This is a genomic window from Nocardioides sp. S5-5 (assembly GCF_054954065.1).
Genome location: NZ_CP199913.1, coordinates 3,190,351 through 3,212,027, shown reverse-complemented (window position 1 = coordinate 3,212,027; position 21,677 = coordinate 3,190,351). Strand labels below are relative to the sequence as shown.

Sequence of the window (21,677 nt, the reverse complement as noted above, 5' to 3'; positions counted from 1 at the left end):
CCTTGGTCAGCTCGGTGACCAGGGCCTTCTCGGCGTTCAGGAATCGGAGGGATCGCTCGTCGTCGGGGGCGCGACGGGCTCTTGCTCGCTCATCGAGTGCAAGAGCCCGATAGCTTTTCCCAGCGCGCCGTTGGTTTCCTCTAGCTCACGGATCCGCGCGTTGAGCCGCTCGACCTCGGCCTGGTGCTCGACACGCTCCTTCGCATGATGCCGCTCCAACGCAGCACGCTGGCCAGGCGGGATCTTCTTCACCACCAGACCACTGTCTCGCGGGACCAGCCCGCGGTCGAGATCGCCGTCGAAGACGGCCAGTCGCCACCTGCGCAGCCGGTCATAGGACACCCCTTGGGCGGCCAGCCACTCAGCCTTACGGCCGTACGGCTGCACCGTGTACTGGTGCACAAACTCGCGGATCTGCTCCGCGGTATATCCCGCGCTGATCGACACCGGCCGAACTCCTTCTGCTCATGAACTGACTCACGAGCAGCCTGGCGGAGAGGGCCCCGGCCGAAACTGACCCACGGAAGGGTCAGGAGAGCCACATTTCGGGGCGGCTTCTTCATCAGCGACTCCATCGCCGCCATGACGACGTCACTGGCCTCGGCCTCCCGGCCAGGACCCCGTAGGGTGCGCGCGGCGACCCTGTACATCGCGTCGCGATGCTTCTGATACAGGGCCGCCCAGTCTGGTGGCGGAACTTCGGTCACGTCTCCCACTCCTCTGAACCTACCGGCAGCCACCGCCGGTACTAGGTAGTCGAGGCCGGGGTCGACCGAGTTAGCCCCAATACCGTTCAGTTAGCCGCGCGACGGAGATGGTTGTGGTGTTGCCGGGTTGGGGCCAGGTGGCGTGGGCGGCGCGTTTGACGTGCCACTTGGTGTACTTCCTCTTCACGACGCGCGGTGCTGCCCGTCGTCGCCGCTCTGGGTTGAGTCGTCGCAGCAGCCGGCGTAGGAAGTCCAGCCAGCCGGGACTGTCTCGCCCATGCTGGTCAGGGGGGAAAGGCGCCCGGGTGGGCGAGGGTCTGGCGGGTGATCCGTAGCGCGGCAACGAAGCTGACCCGGTCGGGATCATGCCCGGAGTGTGCGGCGGCTTCGGCCATCAGCGAGCGGATCGCGAAGTGGCAGCACAGGTGGCCCCAGATCTCCTGGAGCACCAGGTCCGGCGACTTGGATCGCAGCACAGTCCTCGGGCCGCGTTGGTGGGTCTTGAGCTCGTCGAAGGTCGACTCGATCTCCCACCGTTGCGCGTAGGCCGCGGCCAGATCGGTCGCGCTCGCCTCGCCCGGGTCCACGATGGTGGTGAAGAGCCGATACGACGTGGTGTTCTCGCGGCCGTCGTCGAGGGTGTAGTCGATGACGCGCACTCGCATCGGCTCCGCAGCCCGCGCGGCCTTGGAGTGGGTCTGTTGTAGGTCGGCCAGCCAGGAGCCGTCGGGCAGGTCTTCGACATGGACCGGCTTGGGGGCGGATTTGTCGGTGCGGATCCGCCACAGCAGGTCCGCCCCGGTCGCGATTGCCTTGCGCCACAGGGCGTAGGAGAAGAACCCGCGATCCGCGGTCAGCAGCATCCCTGGCGCCAACCGGTCCACGAGACGATCAGCAAAGACGGCCTCGGATGTCGAGTAGGTGCCGACCTCGGCGGCGAACACCGCGTGCGTGCCACACTCGGCCAACGCGACCACGCGAGCCTGGGGGAAGGCTGCCTGCTCGCCCTTGTTCACCCCCGGCCGGCCGAAGTGCTCGGCATTGACTGCCGTGTCGGCGACATCGAGACACGTGCCGTCGATCGCAACCAGCCGCCGACCGGCGAGCCAGACTCCTGGCATCTCATCGGTGCCGATCGGCTTGGCAACCCGCTCGAACAACTCCTTCAGCGGTTCAGCGCCCAGCCTGGCCCGGGCCTGGAAGATCGCGGACTTGCTCGGCGGGGAGTACTCCTCGGTCCAGCCCGAGGCCCACGAAAGACCATCGGTCAACTGAGCCAGCACGTCCTCATAAGAGCCCTCCGAGTACAGCGCCATCCCGATCGAGAAGTACGCCATCACCCGCGCCGGCAACGACCGATGCCGACGCTCGGTCCGCCCCACTTTGGCGATCACATCGTCGACCAACTCCGGCGGGAACACCCGCGTCAGCACCCCCACCGACACCAGATCAGACAAGCGTCGCTCGGTCTCCGGCTTCCTCCATCCAGCACGCGGCATGCCACCAAACTACACCGTCGTAACCTTAACTGAACGGTATTGGAGTTAGCCCGACACTTGGCCGCGGCCGTCCACGCGCGGATCCGGAGGGAGTTCGAGCTTGAAATCGTGCACGAGGTCGACGAGGTGCTTCGAAACTGTCGGGCGGCCTACGAGTCGGGCGAGCACCTGTTCCAGTCGGCTGGCCCGGTGGCGTCCGAGATAGGTGACTTCCACGATGACCTCCTCAGAATCCGTGGGCCGGTCGAACAGGGCCGGCTTGTCCGGCCGAGCGACGAGCGATGAAGTCGGTCGAGTTGTCCAGTCCGCGCTCAGTCGGACGGGAATTGGCAGCGTCCCACTCGCGCGGGTGCATGCCCGTCTGAACGGCCGCGGCCACGAGGTTGGCGAGGGTGTATGGCTTGTTGTGGGGCACTTGGTCGAGTGCGCACCATGCCAGGGCGCCGTGGCCCCTGAGCCAGCTCGCGAAGCCCAATAGCGACGCGGGAGCGGCTCGGACTTCGTCGGGTGCTCGCTGGGTCATGTCGGTCCAGAGCGCGACGTGCGAGGCGGCGTTGTCTCGGCTCATGTCCAGCCAGAGCCGGTCGCGGGTCGGAATGGACTCGGCGGCGACGAGCAGGCGGGCCGCGTCGGCGTCAGAGAGGCGTACACCGTCACGCAGGAACCGCTGCATGCGACTCAGCGCCCAGCGTCCCTCCAGTTTCGCGGTGTTCTCGCGTGCCGCATCGCGAGTCTCGGGAAGGAGCCGAGCGACGGGCTCCCGGTCGCCCACCAGGGACGTCGCGAGCGAGTCACGAGTCGCGGCGGGCTGTGCTCGGCCGGTCAGGACGGTGGCAGCGGCGATCCGTTCCTTGGCGGCTTCGGTCTGGAGGCCCATGTCACCAGTGTCGAGATCGGCCCAGCGGGTCCCGTCGGCCCACAGCATGACGCGGGTGTCGATGCCGATGGACTCGAACCGTGCCGCGAACTCGTGGCCGACATCGGTGGCCAGTTCGCGGTCCGCGGTCAGGCAGACGATGGCCAGGCTGGAGCCAGGCTGGGAGTAGCGGCCGTAGGCGTCGCGGATGGACCGCCAGACCATCTCGCGGTCGCGGGGAGTGGTCGGCAGGTCGACGCGGGCGACCGGGAGGTCCGAGCCCATCGACAGGAAGACGATGGACTCGTCGGGCTTGAAGCCGAGCAGGTGCGGGATGACCGCGATCATCTCGTCGGGGGAGTGGATGGAGAGTGTCATACCCCGTAGGTGTGCCACCTGGACCGAGCGCAGTGAGGACCGTCTTTGGGGTGCACTGGGTACGCACGACAACGAACAACGGCGCCTGACGCTGGAAGACGCCGAAAGACGTTTCCGCAGGTCAGGCGCCGTTTTCGGCGATCACTGACAGGGGCTGAAAACCCTCAAATCAGATGTCGTAATTCTGACTGACTGACCCATGCTGATGCGATGAAGGGGCGGGGCCTCCGCCCTCGTGCGGCCCCGGCGGATGCTGGGGGTGTACTCGACTTCGACGACGAAGGAGGCCCCTGATGTCAGAGTACGCAGGCAAGCAGTTCGTCGGTATCGATCTTCACCGCCGACGTAGCGTGATCGTGCGAACGACCGATTCCGGCGACGTGCTGGAGTCGGTCCGGATTCCCAACGACGTCGAGAGCCTGGACCAGGTACTCACGCGCGCTGGGGAGTCCCCTGAGGTGGTCCTCGAGGCCACCTACGGCTGGTACTGGGCAGTCGACGCCCTCCAGGAAGCAGGCGCGAAGGTTCACCTCGCGCACCCGTTGGGGGTCAAGGCGTTCGAGTACCGGCGGGTCAAGAACGACTACCGCGACGCCGCCGACCTGGCCGACCTGCTCCGGATGGGCCGCCTGCCCGAGGCATGGATCGCGCCACCAGCGACCCGGGAACTGCGGGAACTGGTCCGCCATCGAGCCAAGCTGGTCGCACTCCGCAGCCACTGCAAGGCCGAGGTCCACGCCGTGCTGGCCAAGTGCGGGATCCAGGTGTTGATGAGCGACCTGTTCGGCGTCGACGGCACCGCCTTGCTGGACCGGCTCTCCTCGACGCGCCAACTGCCGGCGCCGTACGCGGCCCGGATCGCGTCACTGCGCCGGCTGCTGGACAATCTGGAGTTCGAAATCGACTTGTTCACCAACCTCGTCCAGGGCCAGATCCGCACCGACCCCGAGCAAGGGGGCAGCTACCTGGCGCTACAGCAGATCCCCGGGATCGGCCCGGTGCTCGGGGCGGTGTTCCTCGTCGAGGTCGGCGACATCTCCCGGTTCGGCACCGCGCCCCAGCTGGCTTGTTGGGCCGGACTGACCCCGAAGCATCACGAGTCCGACACGCACGTACACCGCGGCCGGATCACTAAACAGGGCTCCCGGCTGGTCCGCTGGGCCGCAGTCGAATCGGTCAAGCGCCTCGGCCCGCACACCCGCGTCGGCGCGCTGCGGAACCGGGTCGCCGATCGCCGTGGCCCCAACATCGGCGCGGTCGCGGCCGCGCGAGTGCAAATGGAGTACGTCTTCTACGCGCTGCGCGACGGCCACGTCCGCGCGCTGCAGCATCAAACGCGGGAGTCGGCATGAACGGCACCCACACGCTCCCGGTCGGTCGCGAGGTCGTGCAGGTCATGACCCCCGTCCCAGTCACACAGGACGGCGCGGTCGCGCTGACTGATTGACCCCGACCGACCGGACTGGCGCACCCCATCATGCCGCCCGGCCACGACCGCTAATGGCCGACCACGCGGCGAAGGGATGACCGAGCAGCCACACCGGCCTGCTCCCCACGGCAAAGCACCGGCACTGATGCGAGCCACGTCCACCACAGCAACCACAGCCCCAGGAGACCACGACCTAGCCCTCGACAACCCCGAACAGCATGCGCTGCACGGCGTCGGGGTCAAGGCCCTGCCGGCCGCTCCGCGGTCTGTCAAGGGACAGTAGGAACTGCCCAGTGGCGGACATGAAACCTGCCCGCTGACGGCCACGAGAACTGCCCGGTGGTGGCCATGGGATCTGCCCTCGGGGGCTGTGGGCCACCACCGACCAGCTCGTCAGCTCAACGGGCTCACCCCCTGGCCGGCCAGTGCCTGGGTCAGCCGGACGCTGTCGCCGCTGGTCTGGCAGACGTGGGCATGGTGCAGGAGCCTGTCGACGGTGGCGGTGGCCAGGGTCTTGGGCATCAGCTCGTCGAACCCCGAGGGATGCAGGTTCGAGCTGATCGCGACCGACCGTTTCTCGTAGGCGGCGTCGACGAGTCGGTAGAGCCCCTCGGCGGCGTCCGCGGCGACCGGCAGCAGCCCGATGTCGTCGACGATGACCAGGTCGGCTCGCAGCACCCGGGCGATGGCCTTGGTGACGGTGTCGTCGGCACGATGCCGGCGCAGCAGCACGCCGAGGTCTTCCAGGGTGAACCAGGCGACCTTCAAGCCTTCCTCGACGGCCTGTTGTCCGAGTGCCTCCAGCAGGAACGTCTTCCCGGTCCCCGACGGGCCGCACACCACCAGGTTCTCCCGACGGTGCACCCACTCCAGGGTCCGCAGCGCCTGCTGGGTGGGTGCCGGGATCGAAGACACCTCGGGCTGCCAAGCCTCGAAGGTCTTCCCGGTCGGGAACCCGGCAGCCGCGCGCCTGGTGGCGAGTGCGGAGCGTTCCCGGCCGGCGACCTCCTCGGCGAACAGTGCCTTCAACACCTCGGCAGGTTCCCAGCGTTGGGCCTTCGCGGTCGCCACGACCTCGGGTGCGTGGCGACGGATGTGCGGCAGCCGAAGCCGACGCAACAGTTCCTCCAACTCGACCGGCAGTGGGGGCGCGGTGCTGACCGGGCTCGTGGTCTTCATGCGCTCACCTCGCCGTGGTGGTCGGTGTCCGCAGTGGCCTGCTGGCCGAGCCGTGCCCACGCGCTGGTGCCCTGGGTCAGCGAGCGATCCTCGCTGGCCCGGTGCTCACCGGCGCCGGGTCGGCGGGCGTGGTGGTCCAGGATCGAGGACAGGTCGGCCTCGGCGAACCGTCCATGCACCGCGGCATGGCCGAGTGCCCAGTCGACCTCCACGGGGTCGAAGAGTTTGGCCAGCGCGAGCGCTTCGGTCATCTTGACCCGCATCTTCGTGGTGCCCGCGGCAGCTGCCTCGATCAGCCACAACCTCGCGCCCTCGCCCAGGTCGAGGAACTCCGCTTCAGCCGGGTTCTTCGCGCGGGGCTGGCGGTCCAGCGGACCCTCGGGCTGGGGCGGGAAGTGGCCGTCGTCGATCCTCGGCGTGCCGGGTGTAGCCCGTGCGTGACGGGCGACCTCGACCGGCCCGTCGTCGCCGACGTGCACGAGGATCACCTGCTCATCGGCGCCGACACCGTGGGTCCGCACCCACACCGTCGCCCCGAGCAGCTGATGTGGAACCGAGTACTGGCCGGACTCGAACGTCACCATCGGCGTGTTCGCCGGGACCTGTCGAGTGGTGCCGAACGCGACGGTGTGCGGCGTGGTCGCCACCGGGTGCAGCCGGGCTCGTTCCTCGGCGAGCATCTCCACCGGCGGCCGCTTCGTGATCCAGTGTGCTCTGGTGTTGACCTTCTCGCAGAACGCCTCACAGGCGGCCTCGAGCTCGGCGAACGAGCCATACTCGGGCAGCAGGTTGGTGTCCTTCGGCACCAGGTCGGCCTTGCTGATCTTCACCGACGCCTCGGTGCCGCCCTTGGACGCAGGATCCGCCGGCACGCAGGTGTGGACGGTGACCGAGTAATGCTCGGCGAGCAGCCAGGCAACGACGACCCATCGAAAACCCATCACGTACGAACCCGAGTGACCCCGAGAGGACCGGCAACAACAGGTACAGTGACGTCATCGGGGATCAGCCGATCTCCGTGTAGATCGAGTCAACTGAAGCTGACCGCAGACATTCCGAAGTAGCGGAAATCGGACAGGATCGTCCCAGAGGTCGCAGGTTCAAATCCTGCCCCACTACTGAAAAGTGGCCCGTGATCTGCGGAAACGCAGATCACGGGCCACTTGTCATTTGAGCCATTCCGGCTTGTGCGCGCTTTGTGACCCAGAAGCCCCTCTACGGCGGGCGGTCGGGCGACCGGCCAGCCACCTAGATTCGTCTAGATTTCGGGCACTTTCTAGACGATCCTCTCCTGACCCTCGGTGGGGGGCGCCCTCCGTTGGCGATGCACTGCCATGGGTTGCGGAGTGCGCCACCACGCGGCGGTGTGACGCTCCCAGGCCGATGCTCGGGGAGCAACGCCACAGGCTTTGATAAGGTGTCCTTATGACGTTCGTGATTGAGTACCTCGGCGCGCGGCATGACGAGGAGGTCGCGCGGCTGCGGCGTGTGCTCGCGCTTCGGGCGATGGTGGCGACTGGGATGAGTCAGCGCGAGATTGCAGCGGCGCTGGGGATCAGCCAGCCGGCGGTGAGTCAGCAGTTGCGGGCGGCTTCGGATCTTTCGGGTGTTCATCCGGAGAAGCTGACGCAGGCGGCTGCTCCGGTGCTCCGAAGTCTCGTCGAGGATGCGGGGTACGGGAGGCTCGCTGTGTTCGGTTCGGTAGCGCGCGGTGAGGCGACGGGCGACTCCGACATCGACCTGCTGGTCGAGGCGCCGGAGGGGACGTCGTCGTTCGAGTTCATTAGGTTCAAGCAGTTGATCGAGCGGGTGCTTGGTCGACAGATCGACCTGGTCGACTACGGCGGCTTGAAGCCGAAGCTGGATGACGACATCCGCCGTGACGCGGTGCTGCTTTGATGGAACTGAAGGCTGCCAAAGAACTCCTCCACATCCATGCCTGGCTGGACCGCGTCGACGAGATCGTGCGACGCGGCAAGGATGCCTACCTCGCTGACGACCTGATGCAGGAGGCCGGGGACTCATTGATGATGAAGCTCGGAGAGGCAGCCAACCGGTTGTCCAGGCTCGACGTCCTGGCGCCTGATGGCGTCGAGTGGGCACTCGCCGTCGCGAACCGCAACTTCATCATCCATCAGTACGACGAGATCAACCGTCAGCTGACGTGGCTGACGCTGTCGAGAGACTTGCCGGGTTGGAAGGTGTCGCTCCAAGGACTCTTCGACGACGCAGAGGTTGCGCTCGACGACGCCGAGTGAGACCGCGGCGCACGACGACCGAGATTCGAGTCGTGTCGCGTTTAGGCACCGAAAACCGCAGCAAGAGCCACCTCATCGAGGCACACCCCAACAAGATCGAGCCGGCCGACCTCGACGCTGTCCTCGCCGCACAGGGCACGAATGTGCTCCCGGGCGACGTGCTCCTGGAATGGCGGACCACCTGTCCGGGCGTCAGCTGGCGCTGTGCCGAGTGGCTGCGCGACCACGAGGTCGCCGCGGTCGCCGTCGACAACCTCGCGGCAGAGCGAGCTGGTGCCGCCGCCGACGGGTACGCCCTGCCGCTGCACATCCTGTGTCTGCGCGAGATGGGGTTGATGCTGGGAGAGCTCTGGGACCTCAGCGCGCTGGCCGAGGGATGTGCGGCCGACGGCCGTTACGAGTTCCTGCTCGTCGCGCCGCCACTACGAGTGACCGGTGCGGTCGGTGCGCCGCTCAATCCGGTGGCGATCCGGTGAAGAGGATCGCCACCGGCTTCAACCTGCCAGAGTGCCCGCGCTGGCACCGTGGTGAGCTGTGGTGGATCGACATGTACGGACACTCGATCTGGCGGTGGAACCCGATCAGCAAGGCCGTGCGCGTCGTGGACACCGGTCAGGACGACCCAGGAGGGCTGGGCTTCCTGCCGGACGGCTCGCTGCTCTATGTGCTGATGAGGAGCCGGCGGGTCATGCGCCTGACGGAGGGGACCACGAGCGAGCACGCCGACCTGTCGTCGTTCCACGCGACATACCTCAATGACATGGTGGTCGACCGGACGGGCCGGGCCTACGTCGACGCGACCACCCGACGCGACCTCGGGGACAGCGGGCCGGACCGGATCCTCATCATCGAGCCCGATGGCAAGGTGCGGGTCGGGACCGAGGCGATCGAGCGCAGCAACGGACTGGCCATCACTCCCGACGGTCGCACCCTCATCGCCTCTCAACCGCCGCTTCATCAGCTCTCGGCAGCCACCATCACCGATGACGGCGATCTGGTGGACGAGCGGCTGTGGAACGCGGCACCCCACCCGCAGGCCCCGATGGGATCCGCCTCGACGAGGTAGGCGCGGTCTGGTTCGCGGGACTGGACTCCCACTCCGCGATCCGGATGCTGCCGGACGGTCGGGTGACCGACGAGATCCCCATGGGCCGCCGAGTGTTCGCCTGCATGCTCGGTGGCTCGGGCCGAGATCCAGGACGTGCTCTGGAGGTATGCGCGGGGAGTTGACCGAGCCGACTTCGAGGCGATGGAGAGTGTCTACCACCCCGAGGCGACAGACATGCATAGCACCTTCGACGGCCTCGGGGTCGACTTCGCCCGGCAGCTGACCGACCGCGAACGAGTGCTACCGGCCGTCGGCCAGCACCACATCACCAACATCGTCTTCGAGTTCCTCGGCGCCGATGACGCCCGCGTGGAGAGCTACTTCCTGGCATTTCACCCGCACCCGGAAGGAGAGCAGATGCGCATGGCCATCGCGGCCGGCCGCTACCTCGACCACTTCCGGCGGAGGGCTGGTCTGTGGAAGATCTTGAACCGCGAGGGCGCGCTGCACTGGTTCGTGAGCGGGATCATCGAAGTCACCGCGGGTACCGGCAGCGTCTACCGAGGGAGACGACGATGCCGGATGCAGGCAAGGCAGCACGGGTGATCAGGAAGGCCGTGAAGAGCACGATCACGCAGGCTGCGGAGGCAGCGCTGGTGTGGGTAGACGGCCGAGGACAGGAGGGCCTCCCGGGCGCCCCGGGACCGAAGCCGCCGCCGCTCGAGGAGCCGACGAAGCCGGCCGATCCGCTGCCGCCCAAGCCCGACCAGGCCGGCCCGGACCGTCGTACGGCGACCGGTGCCGAGACGCTGGTGACCCCCGCTGACATCGCGCAGCAAGGCCGGTACCTCACCACGTCGACCGGAGCGCGGCTCCGCGACACCGACCACTCGCTCAAGGCCGGCGAGCGCGGGCCGACGCTCCTGCAGGACCACCACCTGCGGGAGAAGATCACCCACTTCGACCACGAGCGGATCCCCGAGCGGGTGGTGCATGCCCGCGGGGCAGGGGCGCACGGCGTCTTCGTCGGGTACGGCAACGCCAAGCCGGTCTGCAAGGCGGCGTTCCTCGCCCGCCACGTCGAGACGCCCGTGTTCGTGCGCTTCTCGACCGTGCTCGGCTCCCGCGGCTCAGCTGACACGGTGCGGGACACCCGGGGGTTCGCGACGAAGTTCTACACCCCCGAGGGCAACTTCGACCTCGTCGGCAACAACATCCCGGTGTTCTTCATCCAGGACGGCATCAAGTTCCCGGACGTCATCCACGCCGGCAAGCCGCACCCGGATCGGGAGATCCCGCAGGCGCAGAGCGCCCACGACACGTTCTGGGACTTCGTGTCCCTGCACACCGAGGCCCAGCACCACACGCTGTGGAACATGTCCGACCGGGGCATCCCGCGCTCCTACCGGATGATGGAGGGCTTCGGGGTGCATACCTTCCGGGCCGTGAACGCCGACGGTGAGACCGCGCTGGTCAAGCTGCATTGGAAGCCCAAGCTCGGCGTCCACTCGCTGACCTGGGAGGAGGCCCAGCTGCTCGGTGGGCTGGACCCCGACTTCCACCGCCGCGACCTCGCGGACGCGATCGAGTCCGGCGCCTATCCGCAGTGGGAGCTGGGCATGCAGGTCTTCCCCGACACCGCGGAGCAGACCTTCGAGGGCATCGACCTGCTCGATCCGACCAAGCTCGTGCCCGAGGAGCTCGCCCCGGTCCAGGCCGTCGGCCTTCTCACCCTGACCGCGAATCCGACCAACTACTTCGCCGAGACCGAGCAGGTCGCCTTCCACGTCGGCAACCTGGTTCCCGGCATCGACGTCACCGACGACCCGCTGATGCAGGCCCGGCTCTTCTCGTACGTCGACACGCAGCTGCTGCGTCTCGGCGGGCCGAACTACAACCAGATCCCGGTCAACCGTCCCCACGCGCCGGTCAACGACATGTTCCGCGACGGCTTCCACCAGCATGCGGTACATGCAGGAGCGGCGCCGTACAAGCCCAACTCGCTGGACGGCGGCTGCCCGTTCTTCGCCGGCAGCGCCGCACGCGACCACGCCTTCGTCGACGTACCCGTGCCGATCGCCGCGGGCGTCAGGGAGCGGGTCGCACCGCCGTCCTTCGACGACCACTTCAGCCAGGCCCGGCTCTTCTGGGCCAGCATGACCCCGGTGGAGCAAGAGCACATCGTGCTCGCCTACACCTTCGAGCTGTCCCGCTGCCACGAGACCACGATCCGGGAGCGACAGCTGCGGGCACTCGCCAATATCGACGCGGAGCTCTGCGCCAAGGTGGCCACCGGGCTGGGCCTGCCCGCGCCCGAGCCGACGGTCGCGCTGGCCGAGCCCACGCCCAGCCCCGCCCTCTCGCAGCTCGGCGGCATCTGGCCCGCCGAGGGGCGCACCGTCGGGCTGATCGTGGGGGAGGACACGGAGCAGGGCCTCGCCGGCCTGAGTGGCGCGATCGACGCGGTGTTCGCGACGGGCGCCCTACCTCTGGTCGTCGCCGCCCACGGGGGCGTGCTGAGCGACGGTACGGCGATCCAGCGGACGTTCGGCACCACCCGGTCGGTCGAGTTCGACGCCGTGCTGCTGCTCGGCAGCCCGCCCCCGGCTCCGGACGCGCTGCCGGCCCGCGACACCAAGGCCGCCGAGCCGGCGGTCGCCCTCGACCCGAGGGTCGTCCTGCTCGTCCAGGAGTGTTTCCGGCACGCGAAGGCGATCGGTGCCAGTGGCGACGGCGCGGACACACTGCCGGAGATCGGGCTCGCCGGTGACGAGGCCGGTGTCGTCACCGGGACGGACGCGGCCGGGGTCGTCTCCGAGCTCCTCGACCTGCTCGGCGCGCACCGGACCTGGGAGCGGTTCGCTCCTGCCGGGATCGCCTGATGGCGCGACACCAGCGTCCGCATGAGGACCGCCTCGGGTTCGGTGTCAGGGCGGTCGGGGAATGGTCCACGCGGGGATGGGTACCCCTCGGCGCGACGACATGCGAGGCAAGCTCATCCGTTCGCCGGCGCCTCTAGGAGAGAGGTGAGCGCGATGCGGCCTGTTGCACGGATCCGTCGTCGCCTCGGCATCGAGGAGGAGCTGCTGCTCCTCGACGAGCGCGGCCGTCCAGCGCCCGTGGTGGACGAGGTGCTGGCGGGCTGCGTGCTGGCCGAGACCGTCGAGGGCCGCCCGCGGGTCGCGAGGGAGTTCTTCCAGGCTCAGATCGAGCTCGTCACCGGTCCCGTGGAAGACGTGGCGGAGCTCGCTCACCAGTTGGGTGTGGCGCGTGCTGAAGTGAGTCGTTGCGGGGCTGGACTTGGCGTCGCCCCGGTCGCCGTGGCGGGGCCTGTGCTCGACGCCCCCTTTGGACCGGTGGTCGAGAGCGAGAGATGCCGGCGGATCGTCCGTCAGTACGGCCGTATCGCGCGCGACTCGTTGATGTGCTCCCTCCAAGTGCATGTAGAGATCGCGGACCGCGCTGAGGGGGTGGCGATCGTGGATCGGGTCAGACCGTGGAGCGCCCTCTTGCTCGCACTCAGCGCCAACTCGCCGTTCTGGTGCGGATCCGATACCGGCTACGCCAGTTGGCGTTCCCAGGTGTGGAAGCTCTGGCCGAGCACGGGTCCCACCGAGGTGTTCGAAGATGTCTCCGCGTACGACGTCATGCAGGCGCAGATGATGGCCGGCGGGGCAACCCTCGACCTGGCCTTGCTCAACCTCGACGTTCGATTGTCGGTCCGCTACCCGACCGTCGAGTTCCGCGTGGCCGACGTATGCACCGACATCGACGACACCTTGCTGGTAGCGGCGATCACGCGCGCGCTGGCGGAGACGGAGGTGCGCGAGTGGAAGGTCGGCCAGGCAACGACGACATGGCGTGTCGACCAACTGCGGCTCGCGGCCTGGCGTGCAGCGCGCTTCGGGATCGAGGGCGACCTCTTGCACCCCGTGACAGGCGATCCGGTGCCGGCGACCACCGCCATGCGCGCGCTGGTGGAGCACATCGGCGACGCCCTTGCCGAAGCAGGTGATCTCGAACGGGTGGAGCGGGGACTGGAGCGGCTCCTGGCCACCGGTGGGGGAGCGGCCCGCCAGCGCCGCGTCCTGAGGGATGCCGGAGAGCTCGCGGACGTGGTGACCGACCTGCGTCGCCGCACAGCCGGCAATGGGTCGTCCTAGGATGACGACGGCGGCGCGGTACATCGACTTCGGTGAGCTCCGTATCGGCTACGACGAGCGGGTGTTGGAGCCGCGGGCCTGGACGACGGAGCAGTCGCGGTGGGCGCAACGGCTCATCGCGGAGGTGCCCGACGGCCCGGTGCTCGAGCTGTGCTGTGGCGCCGGGCAGATCGGGCTGCTGGCCGTACGGGACAGTCTCCGCCAGTTGGTGATGGTGGACGCTGACGAGGTGGCGTGTGGCTGGGCCCATCAGAACGCGGCTGCCGCGGGCGTCATCGGCCGGGTCGATCTGAGGCACGGGCGGATGCAGGACGTGCTAGCGGTGGACGAGCTGTTCCCGCTGATCATCGCGGACCCACCCTGGGTGGAGTCGCGATCTGTCGCTCGTTTCCCGGACGACCCACCTGTGGCCATCGATGGTGGGATCGACGGGTTGAGGGTTGTTCGGACGGCCGTTCGTGTCGTTGCCGAGCACCTGCTGACCGACGGGGCAGCTCTGCTGCAGGTCGGCCCCGACCAAGTCCCGGGCGTCGAGGAGCTGCTGGCCGAGAGTCCGTCGCTGGGGTTGCAGATGGTGCGCCACGTCAGGTTCGCAAGTCAGGGTGCCGTGGCGGAGCTACGGCGCCGTTGATAGAGGCCCCTCGGATCGTCTGGAGCGGGCTACCACACAGAGCGGGCCGGGGGGCCTCGGTTCGTTCCTCCCAGCGCTCGGTCAGGTCGGCTGACATGGACAGGGCACAGTCAGCCTGCTCGATCTTCGTGCCCGGAGAAGCACCGCGCCGCGTCGAGGTCGACGTCAACCCCAGCGATGCCTTCGAAGGGCCGCTGGATGGACCCCACAACGATTCCGTGGCAACCCTGTGGGATCCGCGCTGTGCCCGGCACGGAGGGAGATGGAAGGGTCGAGATCGTGCCAACGGTCTCGCGAATCGCCATCGTCAACCGCGGTGAAGCCGCCATGCGCCTCATCCACGCCGTGCGGGACCTCAACGCGCGACACACTGCCGGGGAGCGGATCCGGACCGTCGCGCTCCACACCGACGTCGACGCGGGCTCGGCGTTCGTGCGGGAGGCCGACGAGGCCTACCTGCTCGGGGCGGCGGCGGATCGGCCCTACCTCGACCTGGCCGTCCTCGAGCGGGCGCTGACCGAGAGCGGCGCGGACGCGGCGTGGGTCGGGTGGGGCTTTGTGGCCGAGGACCCGGCGTTCGCGGAGCTGTGCGCGCGGCTCGGCGTGACCTTCATCGGTCCCGGCGCCGACGCGATGCGCAAGCTCGGCGACAAGATCGGCTCGAAGCTGATCGCCGAGGAGGTGGGGGTGCCGGTGGCGCCGTGGAGCCGCGGCGGCGTCGACAGCCTCGAGGCGGCGCTGGCGAGCGCGGAGGAGATCGGCTACCCGCTGATGCTCAAGGCGACCGCCGGCGGCGGTGGGCGCGGCATCCGGAAGGTCACCTCCGCCGACGAGCTCAGCGACGCCTACCAGCGCACCCGCGACGAGGCCGAGCGCGCCTTCGGCAGCGGTGTGGTCTTCCTGGAGAAGCTGGTGACCGACGCCCGCCACGTGGAGGTCCAGGTGATCGCCGACGGCCAGGGCACCGCGTGGGCGATCGGCGTACGGGACTGCTCGGTGCAGCGCCGCAACCAGAAGGTGATCGAGGAGTCGGCCTCGCCGCTGCTCGGGGACGCTCAGGCCGCCGACCTCAAGGCGTCGGCGGAGCGGCTGGCCAACGCGGTCGGATACGCCGGCGCGGGCACCGTCGAGTTCCTCTACCACCCCGGCGAGCGGACCTTCGCCTTCCTCGAGGTGAACACCCGGCTCCAGGTCGAGCACCCGATCACCGAGGAGGTGACCGGCACCGACCTGGTCGCCCTGCAGATCCAGGTCGCGCGCGGCGTACCGCTGTCCGGTGAGCGCCCGGCCGAGCGCGGCCACGCGGTCGAGGCCCGGCTCAACGCCGAGGACCCCGACCGCGACTTCGCGCCCGCCCCGGGGCGGATCAGCCGCCTCGAGCTGCCCGCGGGTCCCGGCATCCGGGTCGACACCGGCGTGGCCGAGGGCGACGTGATCCCGGCCGACTTCGACTCGATGATCGCCAAGGTGATCGCCTGGGGTGCCGACCGCGACCAGGCCCTCGCCCGGCTGCGCCGCGCGATGGGGGAGACCACCGTCGTCATCGACGGCGGAGCCACCAACAAGAGCTTCATCCTCGACCTCCTCGACCAGACCGAGGTCACCGACGGCACGCCGACCTGGGCCGACACCGGCTGGATCGACCGGGTCCGCGCCGAGGGCCGGCTCCAGTCGGCGCGGCACTCCGGTGTCGCGCTGGTCGCCGCCGCGATCGAGGCGTACGACGAGGAGGAGCGCGCCGAGATCGCCCGGTTCCTCCAGTCCGCGCAGGGCGGCCGCCCGCAGGTGCAGCACGACCCGTCGCGCACCATCGAGCTCAAGCTGCGCGGGGCGACGTACGCCCTGACGGTCCGGCAGACCGGCCGCGCGCGGTACGACGTCACCGTGGCCGGCGGCGGCGAGGAGCGCACCGTGACCGCGCTCCTGGACCGGATCGACGAGGTCCACGGGCGGCTGACCGTCGACGGGCACCGCTACCGGCTGGTGACCGCCAACCACGGCACGGTCCACCTGGTCGAGGTCGACGACGTCATGCACCGGGTCAGCCGCGACGAGGGCGGCATGGTCCGCTCGCCCGCGCCCGCCCTCGTGGTCGCGACCCCGGTGGCCGTCGGCGACGAGGTCGCCGCGGGGCAGCCGGTGCTGGTTCTCGAGTCGATGAAGATGGAGACCGTGCTCGCTGCGCCCTTCGCGGGCCGGATCAAGGAGCTGCTGGTGCGCGTCGGCGGCCAGGTCGAGACCGGCGCGCCGCTGGTGCGGCTCGACCCGACCGGTGACGCCGACGAGGCCACCGCGGACACCGGGAGCGGGTCCGTCGACCTCGACCTGCCGACCTCGCACCGCGCCGAGGTCGACGCCGACTGCCTCGGCGCGCTCGCGGGCCAGCTGCTCGGCTACGACATCGCGCCGGACCAGCGTGGCGCGCTGCTCGCCGGCCACCTCGCCACCCGCGAGCCCGGCGCCCTGCGCGGCGAGATGGACCTGCTCGCGCTCTTCGCCGACTTCGCCGAGCTCAGCCGCAACCGGCCCGCCGGCGACGAGGGCCACACCGAGCTGCGCGTCCACAGCTCACGCGAGCACTTCCACACCTACCTGCGCAGCCTCGACCCCGACCGCGGCGCGCTCCCGGACCACTTCCGCGACAAGCTGCTCCGGGTGCTGGCGCACTACGGCATCACCGACCTCGAGCGCACGCCCGAGCTGGAGCAGGCGGTGTTCCGGGTGTTCCTGGCCCAGCAGCACCCCTCCGACGTCGACATCGCGGCCGGCGTGCTCCAGCGCTGGCTGAGCACGCCGCCGCCCCCGGCCGACGAGCGGGCCGACGCCCGCGCGCTGCTGGAGCGCCTGGTGCGCGCCACCCAGCTCCGGTTCGCCGTGGTCGGCGACCTGGCCCGGTCGGTCCGGTTCGCCTGGTTCGACCAGCCGCTGGTCGACGACGAGCGGCGCGCCGTGCTCGAGGGCGTCGCCGCCGAGGTGGCCGCGCTCACCGACCCCGCCGCCCCCGACCGTGACGCCCGGATCGCCGCCCTCACCGCGATCCCCGAGCAGCTCGTGGGCTTCCTCCGCGACCGCCTCGCCGACGGTCTGCCCGAGCGGGAGCCGCTGCTGGAGGTGCTGATCCGGCGCCACTACCTCGAGTACGACCTGCACGACCTGACCGTCGCCGACGGCGGCCGCCCGGTCGTGTACGCCGAGTACGCCACCGACGACAAGGGCGCGACCCGGGTCGTGTCCACGATCGGCGACATCGCCGAGCTCGCCGACGCCGCCGGCGCCCTCGGCACCGCGATCACGGCGGCGCTCACCGCCGATCACGACGACGTCATCGAGATCTACCTGCGCTGGCCCGACGCGCCCGCCGACGCGGACCTGGCCTCGGCCGAGATCGCCAAGCTGCTCGCCGGCCAGGACTTCGCCGCCCGCGCCCGCCGGGTCTCGGTCGCGGTCTGCCCGGCCGCGCCGCAGCCCGTGGACTACTTCACCTTCCGGCCCGAGGGCGGCACCCTCGTCGAGGACACCCTGGTGCGCGGCATGCATCCGATGGTCGGCCGCCGGCTCAACCTGGGACGCCTCTCGGAGTTCGACGTGACCCGGCTCGCCGCGCCCGACGACGTGCTGCTCTACGAGTGCGTGGCCCGCACCAACCCCGCCGACCGGCGTCTGGTCGCCGCCGCGCAGGTGCGCCAGCTGGCCGTCGTACGCGATGACGAGGGGCGGGTGATCGCGCTTCCGCACGCCGAGCGCGCGGTCGAGAACTGCCTGGAGGCGATCCGCCGGGTCCGTACGGCGCGCGGCCGGGAGGGCACCAAGCTCGACGTCAACCACGTGTGGGTGACGGTGTGGCCCGTCGTCGAGGCCGACCTCGACCAGCTCACCGCGCTGCAGGGCAAGATCACGCCGCTCAGCGAGGGTGCCGGCATCGAGGAGGTGCTCGCCGAGGGCCGGGTCGCCGGCCCCGACGGCACCACCACCCCCCTCGCGATCCGATTCCACGCCAAGCCCGGCGCCGGCGTCGTGGCCGACATCGTCCCGCCGCCGACCGAGCCGCTGGCCCCGCTGGACGAGTACGCCGGCAAGGTGCTCCGCGCCCGCCGGCGCGGCCTGGTCTACCCCTACGAGCTGCAGCCGGTGCTCGCCGGCGGCGGCACCGTGGTCGAGCACGACCTCGACGCCTCCGGCGTCCTGGTGCCCGTCGACCGGCCGCGCGGCCAGAACACGGCCGGCATGATCGTCGCCGTCGTCTCCACCCCGACGCCGCTGCACCCCGAGGGCGTCACCCGCGTCGTGCTCTGCGGTGACCCGCTGATGTCGCTGGGCGCGCTCTCGGAGCCGGAGTGCGCCCGCGTGATCGCGGCCATCGACCTCGCCGAGAGCCTCGGCGTCCCGGTCGAGTGGTTCGCCGTCTCCGCCGGTGCCCGGATCTCGATGGAGAGCGGCACCGAGAACATGGACTGGGTGGCCGCCGCGTTGCGCCGGATCGTCCACTTCACCCAGGCCGGCGGCGAGATCAACATCGTGGTCGCCGGGATCAACGTCGGTGCCCAGCCGTACTGGAACGCCGAGGCCACCATGCTGATGCACACCAAGGGCATCTTGGTGATGACCCCCGACAGCGCGATGGTGCTCACCGGCAAGCAGTCCCTGGACTTCTCCGGAGGCGTCTCGGCCGAGGACAACCACGGCATCGGCGGCTACGACCGGGTGATGGGCCCCAACGGCCAGGCCCAGTACTGGGTGCCCGACCTGGCCGGCGCGTTCGGCGTGCTGATGGCGCACTACGACCACACCTACGTCGCCCCCGGCGAGACCGGGCCGCGGCGCGCGGAGTCGAGCGACCCGGTGGACCGCGACGTGACGCCGTACCCGCACCCCGGGACGGACTTCGCGACCGTCGGCGAGATCTTCTCCGCGACCCACAACCCGGACCGCAAGAAGCCGTTCGACATCCGCACCGTGATGCGGGCGCTCGCCGACGCCGACCACGAGATGCTCGAGCGCTGGGCCGGCATGGCCGACGCCGACACCGCGGTCGTCGTCGACACCCGGATCGGCGGCTTCCCGGTCAGCCTGGTCGGCATCGAGTCCAAGCCGGTCCCGCGCGCGGGCTTCCCTCCCACCGACGGCCCCGACACCTACACCGCGGGCACGCTGTTCCCGCGGTCGTCGAAGAAGGTCGCCCGCGCGATCAACGCCGCCTCCGGCAACCGGCCGCTCGTCGTACTCGCGAACCTGTCCGGCTTCGACGGCTCGCCGGAGTCGATGCGCAGCCTCCAGCTGGAGTACGGCGCCGAGATCGGCCGCGCGATCGTCAACTTCGAGGGCCCGATCGTGTTCTGCGTGATCTCCCGCTACCACGGCGGCGCGTTCGTCGTGTTCTCCAAGCAGCTCAACCCGGCGATGACCGTGCTCGCGATCGAGGGCTCCTACGCCTCGGTCCTCGGTGGCGCCCCGGCCGCCGCCGTCGTGTTCGCCGCCGAGGTCGCCAAGCGGGCCGCGGCCGACCCGAAGGTCGCCGCGCTCCAGGAGCGGATCGACCACGCCGAGGATGGTGAGCGCGGTGCCCTCGTCGTCGAGCTCGCCGAGCTCCGGGCCCAGCTGCGGGCGGACAAGATCGCCGAGGTCGCCGCCGAGTTCGACGGCGTCCACGACATCCATCGTGCGGTCGAGGTCGGCTCGGTCGACGAGGTGATCGCGGCCAGTGACCTGCGGCCGAAGGTGGTCGCGGCGATCGAGAAGGGCCTGCGCGGCTGACGCCTCCGCACGACCGGAGCAGGACGGCGAGCGTCAGGCGGCGTAGTCGGCGGCGAGGGTGATCGCCTGCTGGGTGTGGAGGTGGTACTCGGCTTGGGTGATGGGTCGGGTGCCGCCGCCGGTGACGAGGCGGTAGAGGCCGTGGGGTGTGCCCCAGATCCACGTGTTGGGTCCGAGTTGCAGCACGGTGTACCCGCGGACATGCGTCTTGGCTCTGTGGTGGTGTCGGGTCAGTGGGGTGTCGTTGTGGTCACCGGTCTGCCCGGGTGGTCCGTGTGGGTGGTAGGCGAGGGTGTGGTCGTGGTCCGGGGCCCGGCCGTGTTTGGTGAAGATGGTCGCGGCGTGGGGGAACACGTCCCCGATCGTGCGGAGCTGGGTGCGGTGTTTGACGTCGGTGGGGTGTTCGTAGCCGTTGACCGACCTGCCGGTGTGCAGGTCGACGACCGGGGTGAGGGTGACGTGGGCGTGACGGGCGAGCAGGTCGCGGACCTGGGCCAGGAGTCTCGGTCCGATGCCTTCGACGCGGGCGACGGGCCCGAAGACCCCGCCCTGGTCCATGAGCCGCCCCGCGAAATTCGGACAGTGAATTTCGGTGGTTGATTACGCGGCGCTATGCGCTGCGTACCAAGCTTCTTCGACCTCGTTCGGGGTGCGGTAACCGACCGCAGAGTGAAGCCTTCTGGCGTTATACCGTAGTTCGATATAGCGGGTAATGTCAAACCGAGCAGCATCGCGAGTGGGGTACGAGGTCCGGTGAACTCGCTCGTTCTTCAGGGTCGAGTTGAACGATTCCGCCCAAGCATTGTCATAACAGATCCCGGTGCGCCCAACGGACCGCAATATCCCGAGCCGTGTGGCGTGTTTCGCGTATTCGTCCGACGTGTATTGAGTGCCGCGATCGGTGTGCATGATGGTAATTCCGGGACGGATATGACCATTGCGTGCAGCCATATCCAACGCGGCGGTGACCAACTCGGTGCGCATGTGGTCGGCCATCGCGTAGCCCACGACCTTCTTGGTGAAGCAGTCCAGCACGGTCGCCAGGTACAACCATCCCTGCCAGGTGCGGATGTAGGTGATGTCGCCGACGAGCTTGGAAGCTGGCGCCGCAGCGGTGAAGTCGCGTCGGACGAGGTCGGGAGTCTCGCCGGCGTCGCCGGCAATCGTCGTGACCGGACGCCATGGACGGGGCTGGCAGGCCACCAGACCGAGCTCGCGCATGATCGAACGGACTGTCTCGTCATCAACGTCGTGACCCCACCGCAGCAGGTCGGCATGGACCCGTCGGTAGCCGTAGGTCTCATCAGACTCGGTGAACGAGAACCGGACCAGCACGGCAAGCTCGGCCCTTCGCACCGCCCGCGCCGACGGCGGCCTGGTCTTCCACGAGTGGTACCCCGATCGGGACACACCCGCCCAGCGGCACATCGAGATCAGCGGATAGTTGCCCTCTTCGGATTCGATGAACGCGTACTTCACGCTCACCGGTGCTTCTTCGCGAAGAAGGCCGTTGCTTTTCCCAAGAACTCGTTCTCAGCGCGCAACTCACGCACCTCGGCCTCGAGCGCCTTCAAACGGGCACGCTCCGAAACCGACAACTCCGCCTCCGGAACTGGATGCGCCTTCTTGTACGCGTTCACCCAGTTACGCAGCGTCTGCTCGACAACCCCGTTCTCGCGGGCCACCACAGCGATCGGCTGTGAAGTCCTGATCACTTCCTGGACACACGCGTCCTTGAACTCCTGAGAATACTTCTTCGCAGCCAACGGAATATTGCC

General features: G+C 69.2%; 19 protein-coding genes. 11 read left to right on the top strand and 8 right to left on the bottom strand.

The window, feature by feature from the left end:
- Positions 1 to 36: 36 nt before the first annotated feature.
- From ACUP6Y_RS15250 to ACUP6Y_RS15235, 4 genes are all read right to left on the bottom strand, one after another.
- A complete protein-coding gene (locus ACUP6Y_RS15250) occupies positions 37 to 447 on the bottom strand; it encodes a hypothetical protein (RefSeq protein WP_462551602.1) in 411 nt (136 codons plus the stop codon).
- A 544-nt stretch (positions 448 to 991) separates the two neighbouring features.
- Positions 992 to 2,206, bottom strand: coding sequence for an IS4 family transposase (locus tag ACUP6Y_RS15245; protein WP_462551601.1), 1,215 nt, complete (start codon positions 2,204 to 2,206; stop codon positions 992 to 994).
- A 45-nt stretch (positions 2,207 to 2,251) separates the two neighbouring features.
- Entirely contained in the window at positions 2,252 to 2,422 is a 171-nt protein-coding gene (locus tag ACUP6Y_RS15240) for a hypothetical protein (protein WP_462551600.1), read from the bottom strand.
- A 10-nt stretch (positions 2,423 to 2,432) separates the two neighbouring features.
- Positions 2,433 to 3,410 carry a DUF4192 domain-containing protein gene (locus ACUP6Y_RS15235; RefSeq protein WP_462551599.1) on the bottom strand — a complete coding sequence of 326 codons (978 nt, stop codon included), beginning with the start codon at positions 3,408 to 3,410 and terminating at the stop codon, positions 2,433 to 2,435.
- Between the two features lie 323 nt (positions 3,411 to 3,733).
- Here ACUP6Y_RS15235 and ACUP6Y_RS15230 point away from each other — a divergent pair, with 323 nt between their 5' ends.
- Entirely contained in the window at positions 3,734 to 4,792 is a 1,059-nt protein-coding gene (locus ACUP6Y_RS15230; RefSeq protein ID WP_462551598.1) for an IS110 family RNA-guided transposase, read from the top strand.
- Between the two features lie 470 nt (positions 4,793 to 5,262).
- Here the strand turns inward: ACUP6Y_RS15230 and istB are convergent, their stop codons facing one another.
- Together istB and ACUP6Y_RS15220 are read right to left on the bottom strand one after the other, a co-directional pair.
- Entirely contained in the window at positions 5,263 to 6,048 is a 786-nt protein-coding gene (istB, locus tag ACUP6Y_RS15225; protein WP_462551597.1) for an IS21-like element helper ATPase IstB, read from the bottom strand.
- The gene (locus ACUP6Y_RS15220) at positions 6,045 to 6,989 is read right to left on the bottom strand and encodes a Mu transposase domain-containing protein (protein WP_462551596.1); all 945 of its coding nucleotides are present in this window, start codon (positions 6,987 to 6,989) and stop codon (positions 6,045 to 6,047) included. The genes istB and ACUP6Y_RS15220 overlap by 4 nt, the downstream gene beginning before the upstream one ends.
- A gap of 484 nt (positions 6,990 to 7,473) precedes the next feature.
- Between ACUP6Y_RS15220 and ACUP6Y_RS15215 the strand changes: the two genes are divergently transcribed.
- The 10 genes from ACUP6Y_RS15215 (at position 7,474) to ACUP6Y_RS15170 (ending at position 19,899) form a co-directional block, all read left to right on the top strand.
- Complete coding sequence (locus tag ACUP6Y_RS15215) at positions 7,474 to 7,947, top strand: nucleotidyltransferase domain-containing protein (RefSeq protein WP_462551595.1); 474 nt, start codon at positions 7,474 to 7,476, stop codon at positions 7,945 to 7,947.
- Complete coding sequence (locus tag ACUP6Y_RS15210; RefSeq protein WP_462551594.1) at positions 7,947 to 8,306, top strand: HepT-like ribonuclease domain-containing protein; 360 nt, start codon at positions 7,947 to 7,949, stop codon at positions 8,304 to 8,306. Before ACUP6Y_RS15215 ends, ACUP6Y_RS15210 begins: the two co-directional genes overlap by 1 nt.
- Before the next feature lie 32 nt (positions 8,307 to 8,338).
- On the top strand, positions 8,339 to 8,782 hold the full coding sequence (locus ACUP6Y_RS15205; RefSeq protein ID WP_462551593.1) for a cyclase family protein: 444 nt from the start codon (positions 8,339 to 8,341) through the stop codon (positions 8,780 to 8,782).
- Positions 8,779 to 9,372: an SMP-30/gluconolactonase/LRE family protein gene (locus ACUP6Y_RS15200; RefSeq protein WP_462551592.1), complete on the top strand. Its 594-nt coding sequence runs from the start codon at positions 8,779 to 8,781 to the stop codon at positions 9,370 to 9,372. Before ACUP6Y_RS15205 ends, ACUP6Y_RS15200 begins: the two co-directional genes overlap by 4 nt.
- Positions 9,318 to 9,536, top strand: a complete 219-nt coding sequence (locus tag ACUP6Y_RS15195; protein WP_462551591.1) for an SMP-30/gluconolactonase/LRE family protein — start codon at positions 9,318 to 9,320, stop codon at positions 9,534 to 9,536. The genes ACUP6Y_RS15200 and ACUP6Y_RS15195 overlap by 55 nt, the downstream gene beginning before the upstream one ends.
- The gene (locus ACUP6Y_RS15190) at positions 9,484 to 9,960 is read left to right on the top strand and encodes a nuclear transport factor 2 family protein (RefSeq protein ID WP_462551590.1); all 477 of its coding nucleotides are present in this window, start codon (positions 9,484 to 9,486) and stop codon (positions 9,958 to 9,960) included. The genes ACUP6Y_RS15195 and ACUP6Y_RS15190 overlap by 53 nt, the downstream gene beginning before the upstream one ends.
- On the top strand, positions 9,930 to 12,236 hold the full coding sequence (locus ACUP6Y_RS15185) for a catalase (RefSeq protein WP_462551589.1): 2,307 nt from the start codon (positions 9,930 to 9,932) through the stop codon (positions 12,234 to 12,236). The genes ACUP6Y_RS15190 and ACUP6Y_RS15185 overlap by 31 nt, the downstream gene beginning before the upstream one ends.
- Positions 12,237 to 12,389: 153 nt before the next feature.
- Complete coding sequence (locus ACUP6Y_RS15180; protein ID WP_462556741.1) at positions 12,390 to 13,517, top strand: carboxylate-amine ligase; 1,128 nt, start codon at positions 12,390 to 12,392, stop codon at positions 13,515 to 13,517.
- Position 13,518: 1 nt separating this feature from the next.
- Entirely contained in the window at positions 13,519 to 14,148 is a 630-nt protein-coding gene (locus ACUP6Y_RS15175; protein ID WP_462551588.1) for a methyltransferase, read from the top strand.
- Between the two features lie 279 nt (positions 14,149 to 14,427).
- Entirely contained in the window at positions 14,428 to 19,899 is a 5,472-nt protein-coding gene (locus ACUP6Y_RS15170; RefSeq protein WP_462551587.1) for an ATP-binding protein, read from the top strand.
- A 33-nt stretch (positions 19,900 to 19,932) separates the two neighbouring features.
- Here the strand turns inward: ACUP6Y_RS15170 and ACUP6Y_RS15165 are convergent, their stop codons facing one another.
- Both ACUP6Y_RS15165 and ACUP6Y_RS15160 read right to left on the bottom strand, forming a co-directional pair.
- On the bottom strand, positions 19,933 to 20,457 hold the full coding sequence (locus ACUP6Y_RS15165) for a hypothetical protein (protein ID WP_462551586.1): 525 nt from the start codon (positions 20,455 to 20,457) through the stop codon (positions 19,933 to 19,935).
- A gap of 42 nt (positions 20,458 to 20,499) precedes the next feature.
- Positions 20,500 to 21,671 (bottom strand): IS3 family transposase gene (locus ACUP6Y_RS15160; protein WP_462556739.1). Its coding sequence is split into 2 segments (ribosomal slippage): positions 20,500 to 21,419 and positions 21,419 to 21,671, totalling 1,173 coding nucleotides; the frame shifts between segments, so codons are not numbered across the junction.
- Between the last annotated feature and the right edge of the window lie 6 nt (positions 21,672 to 21,677).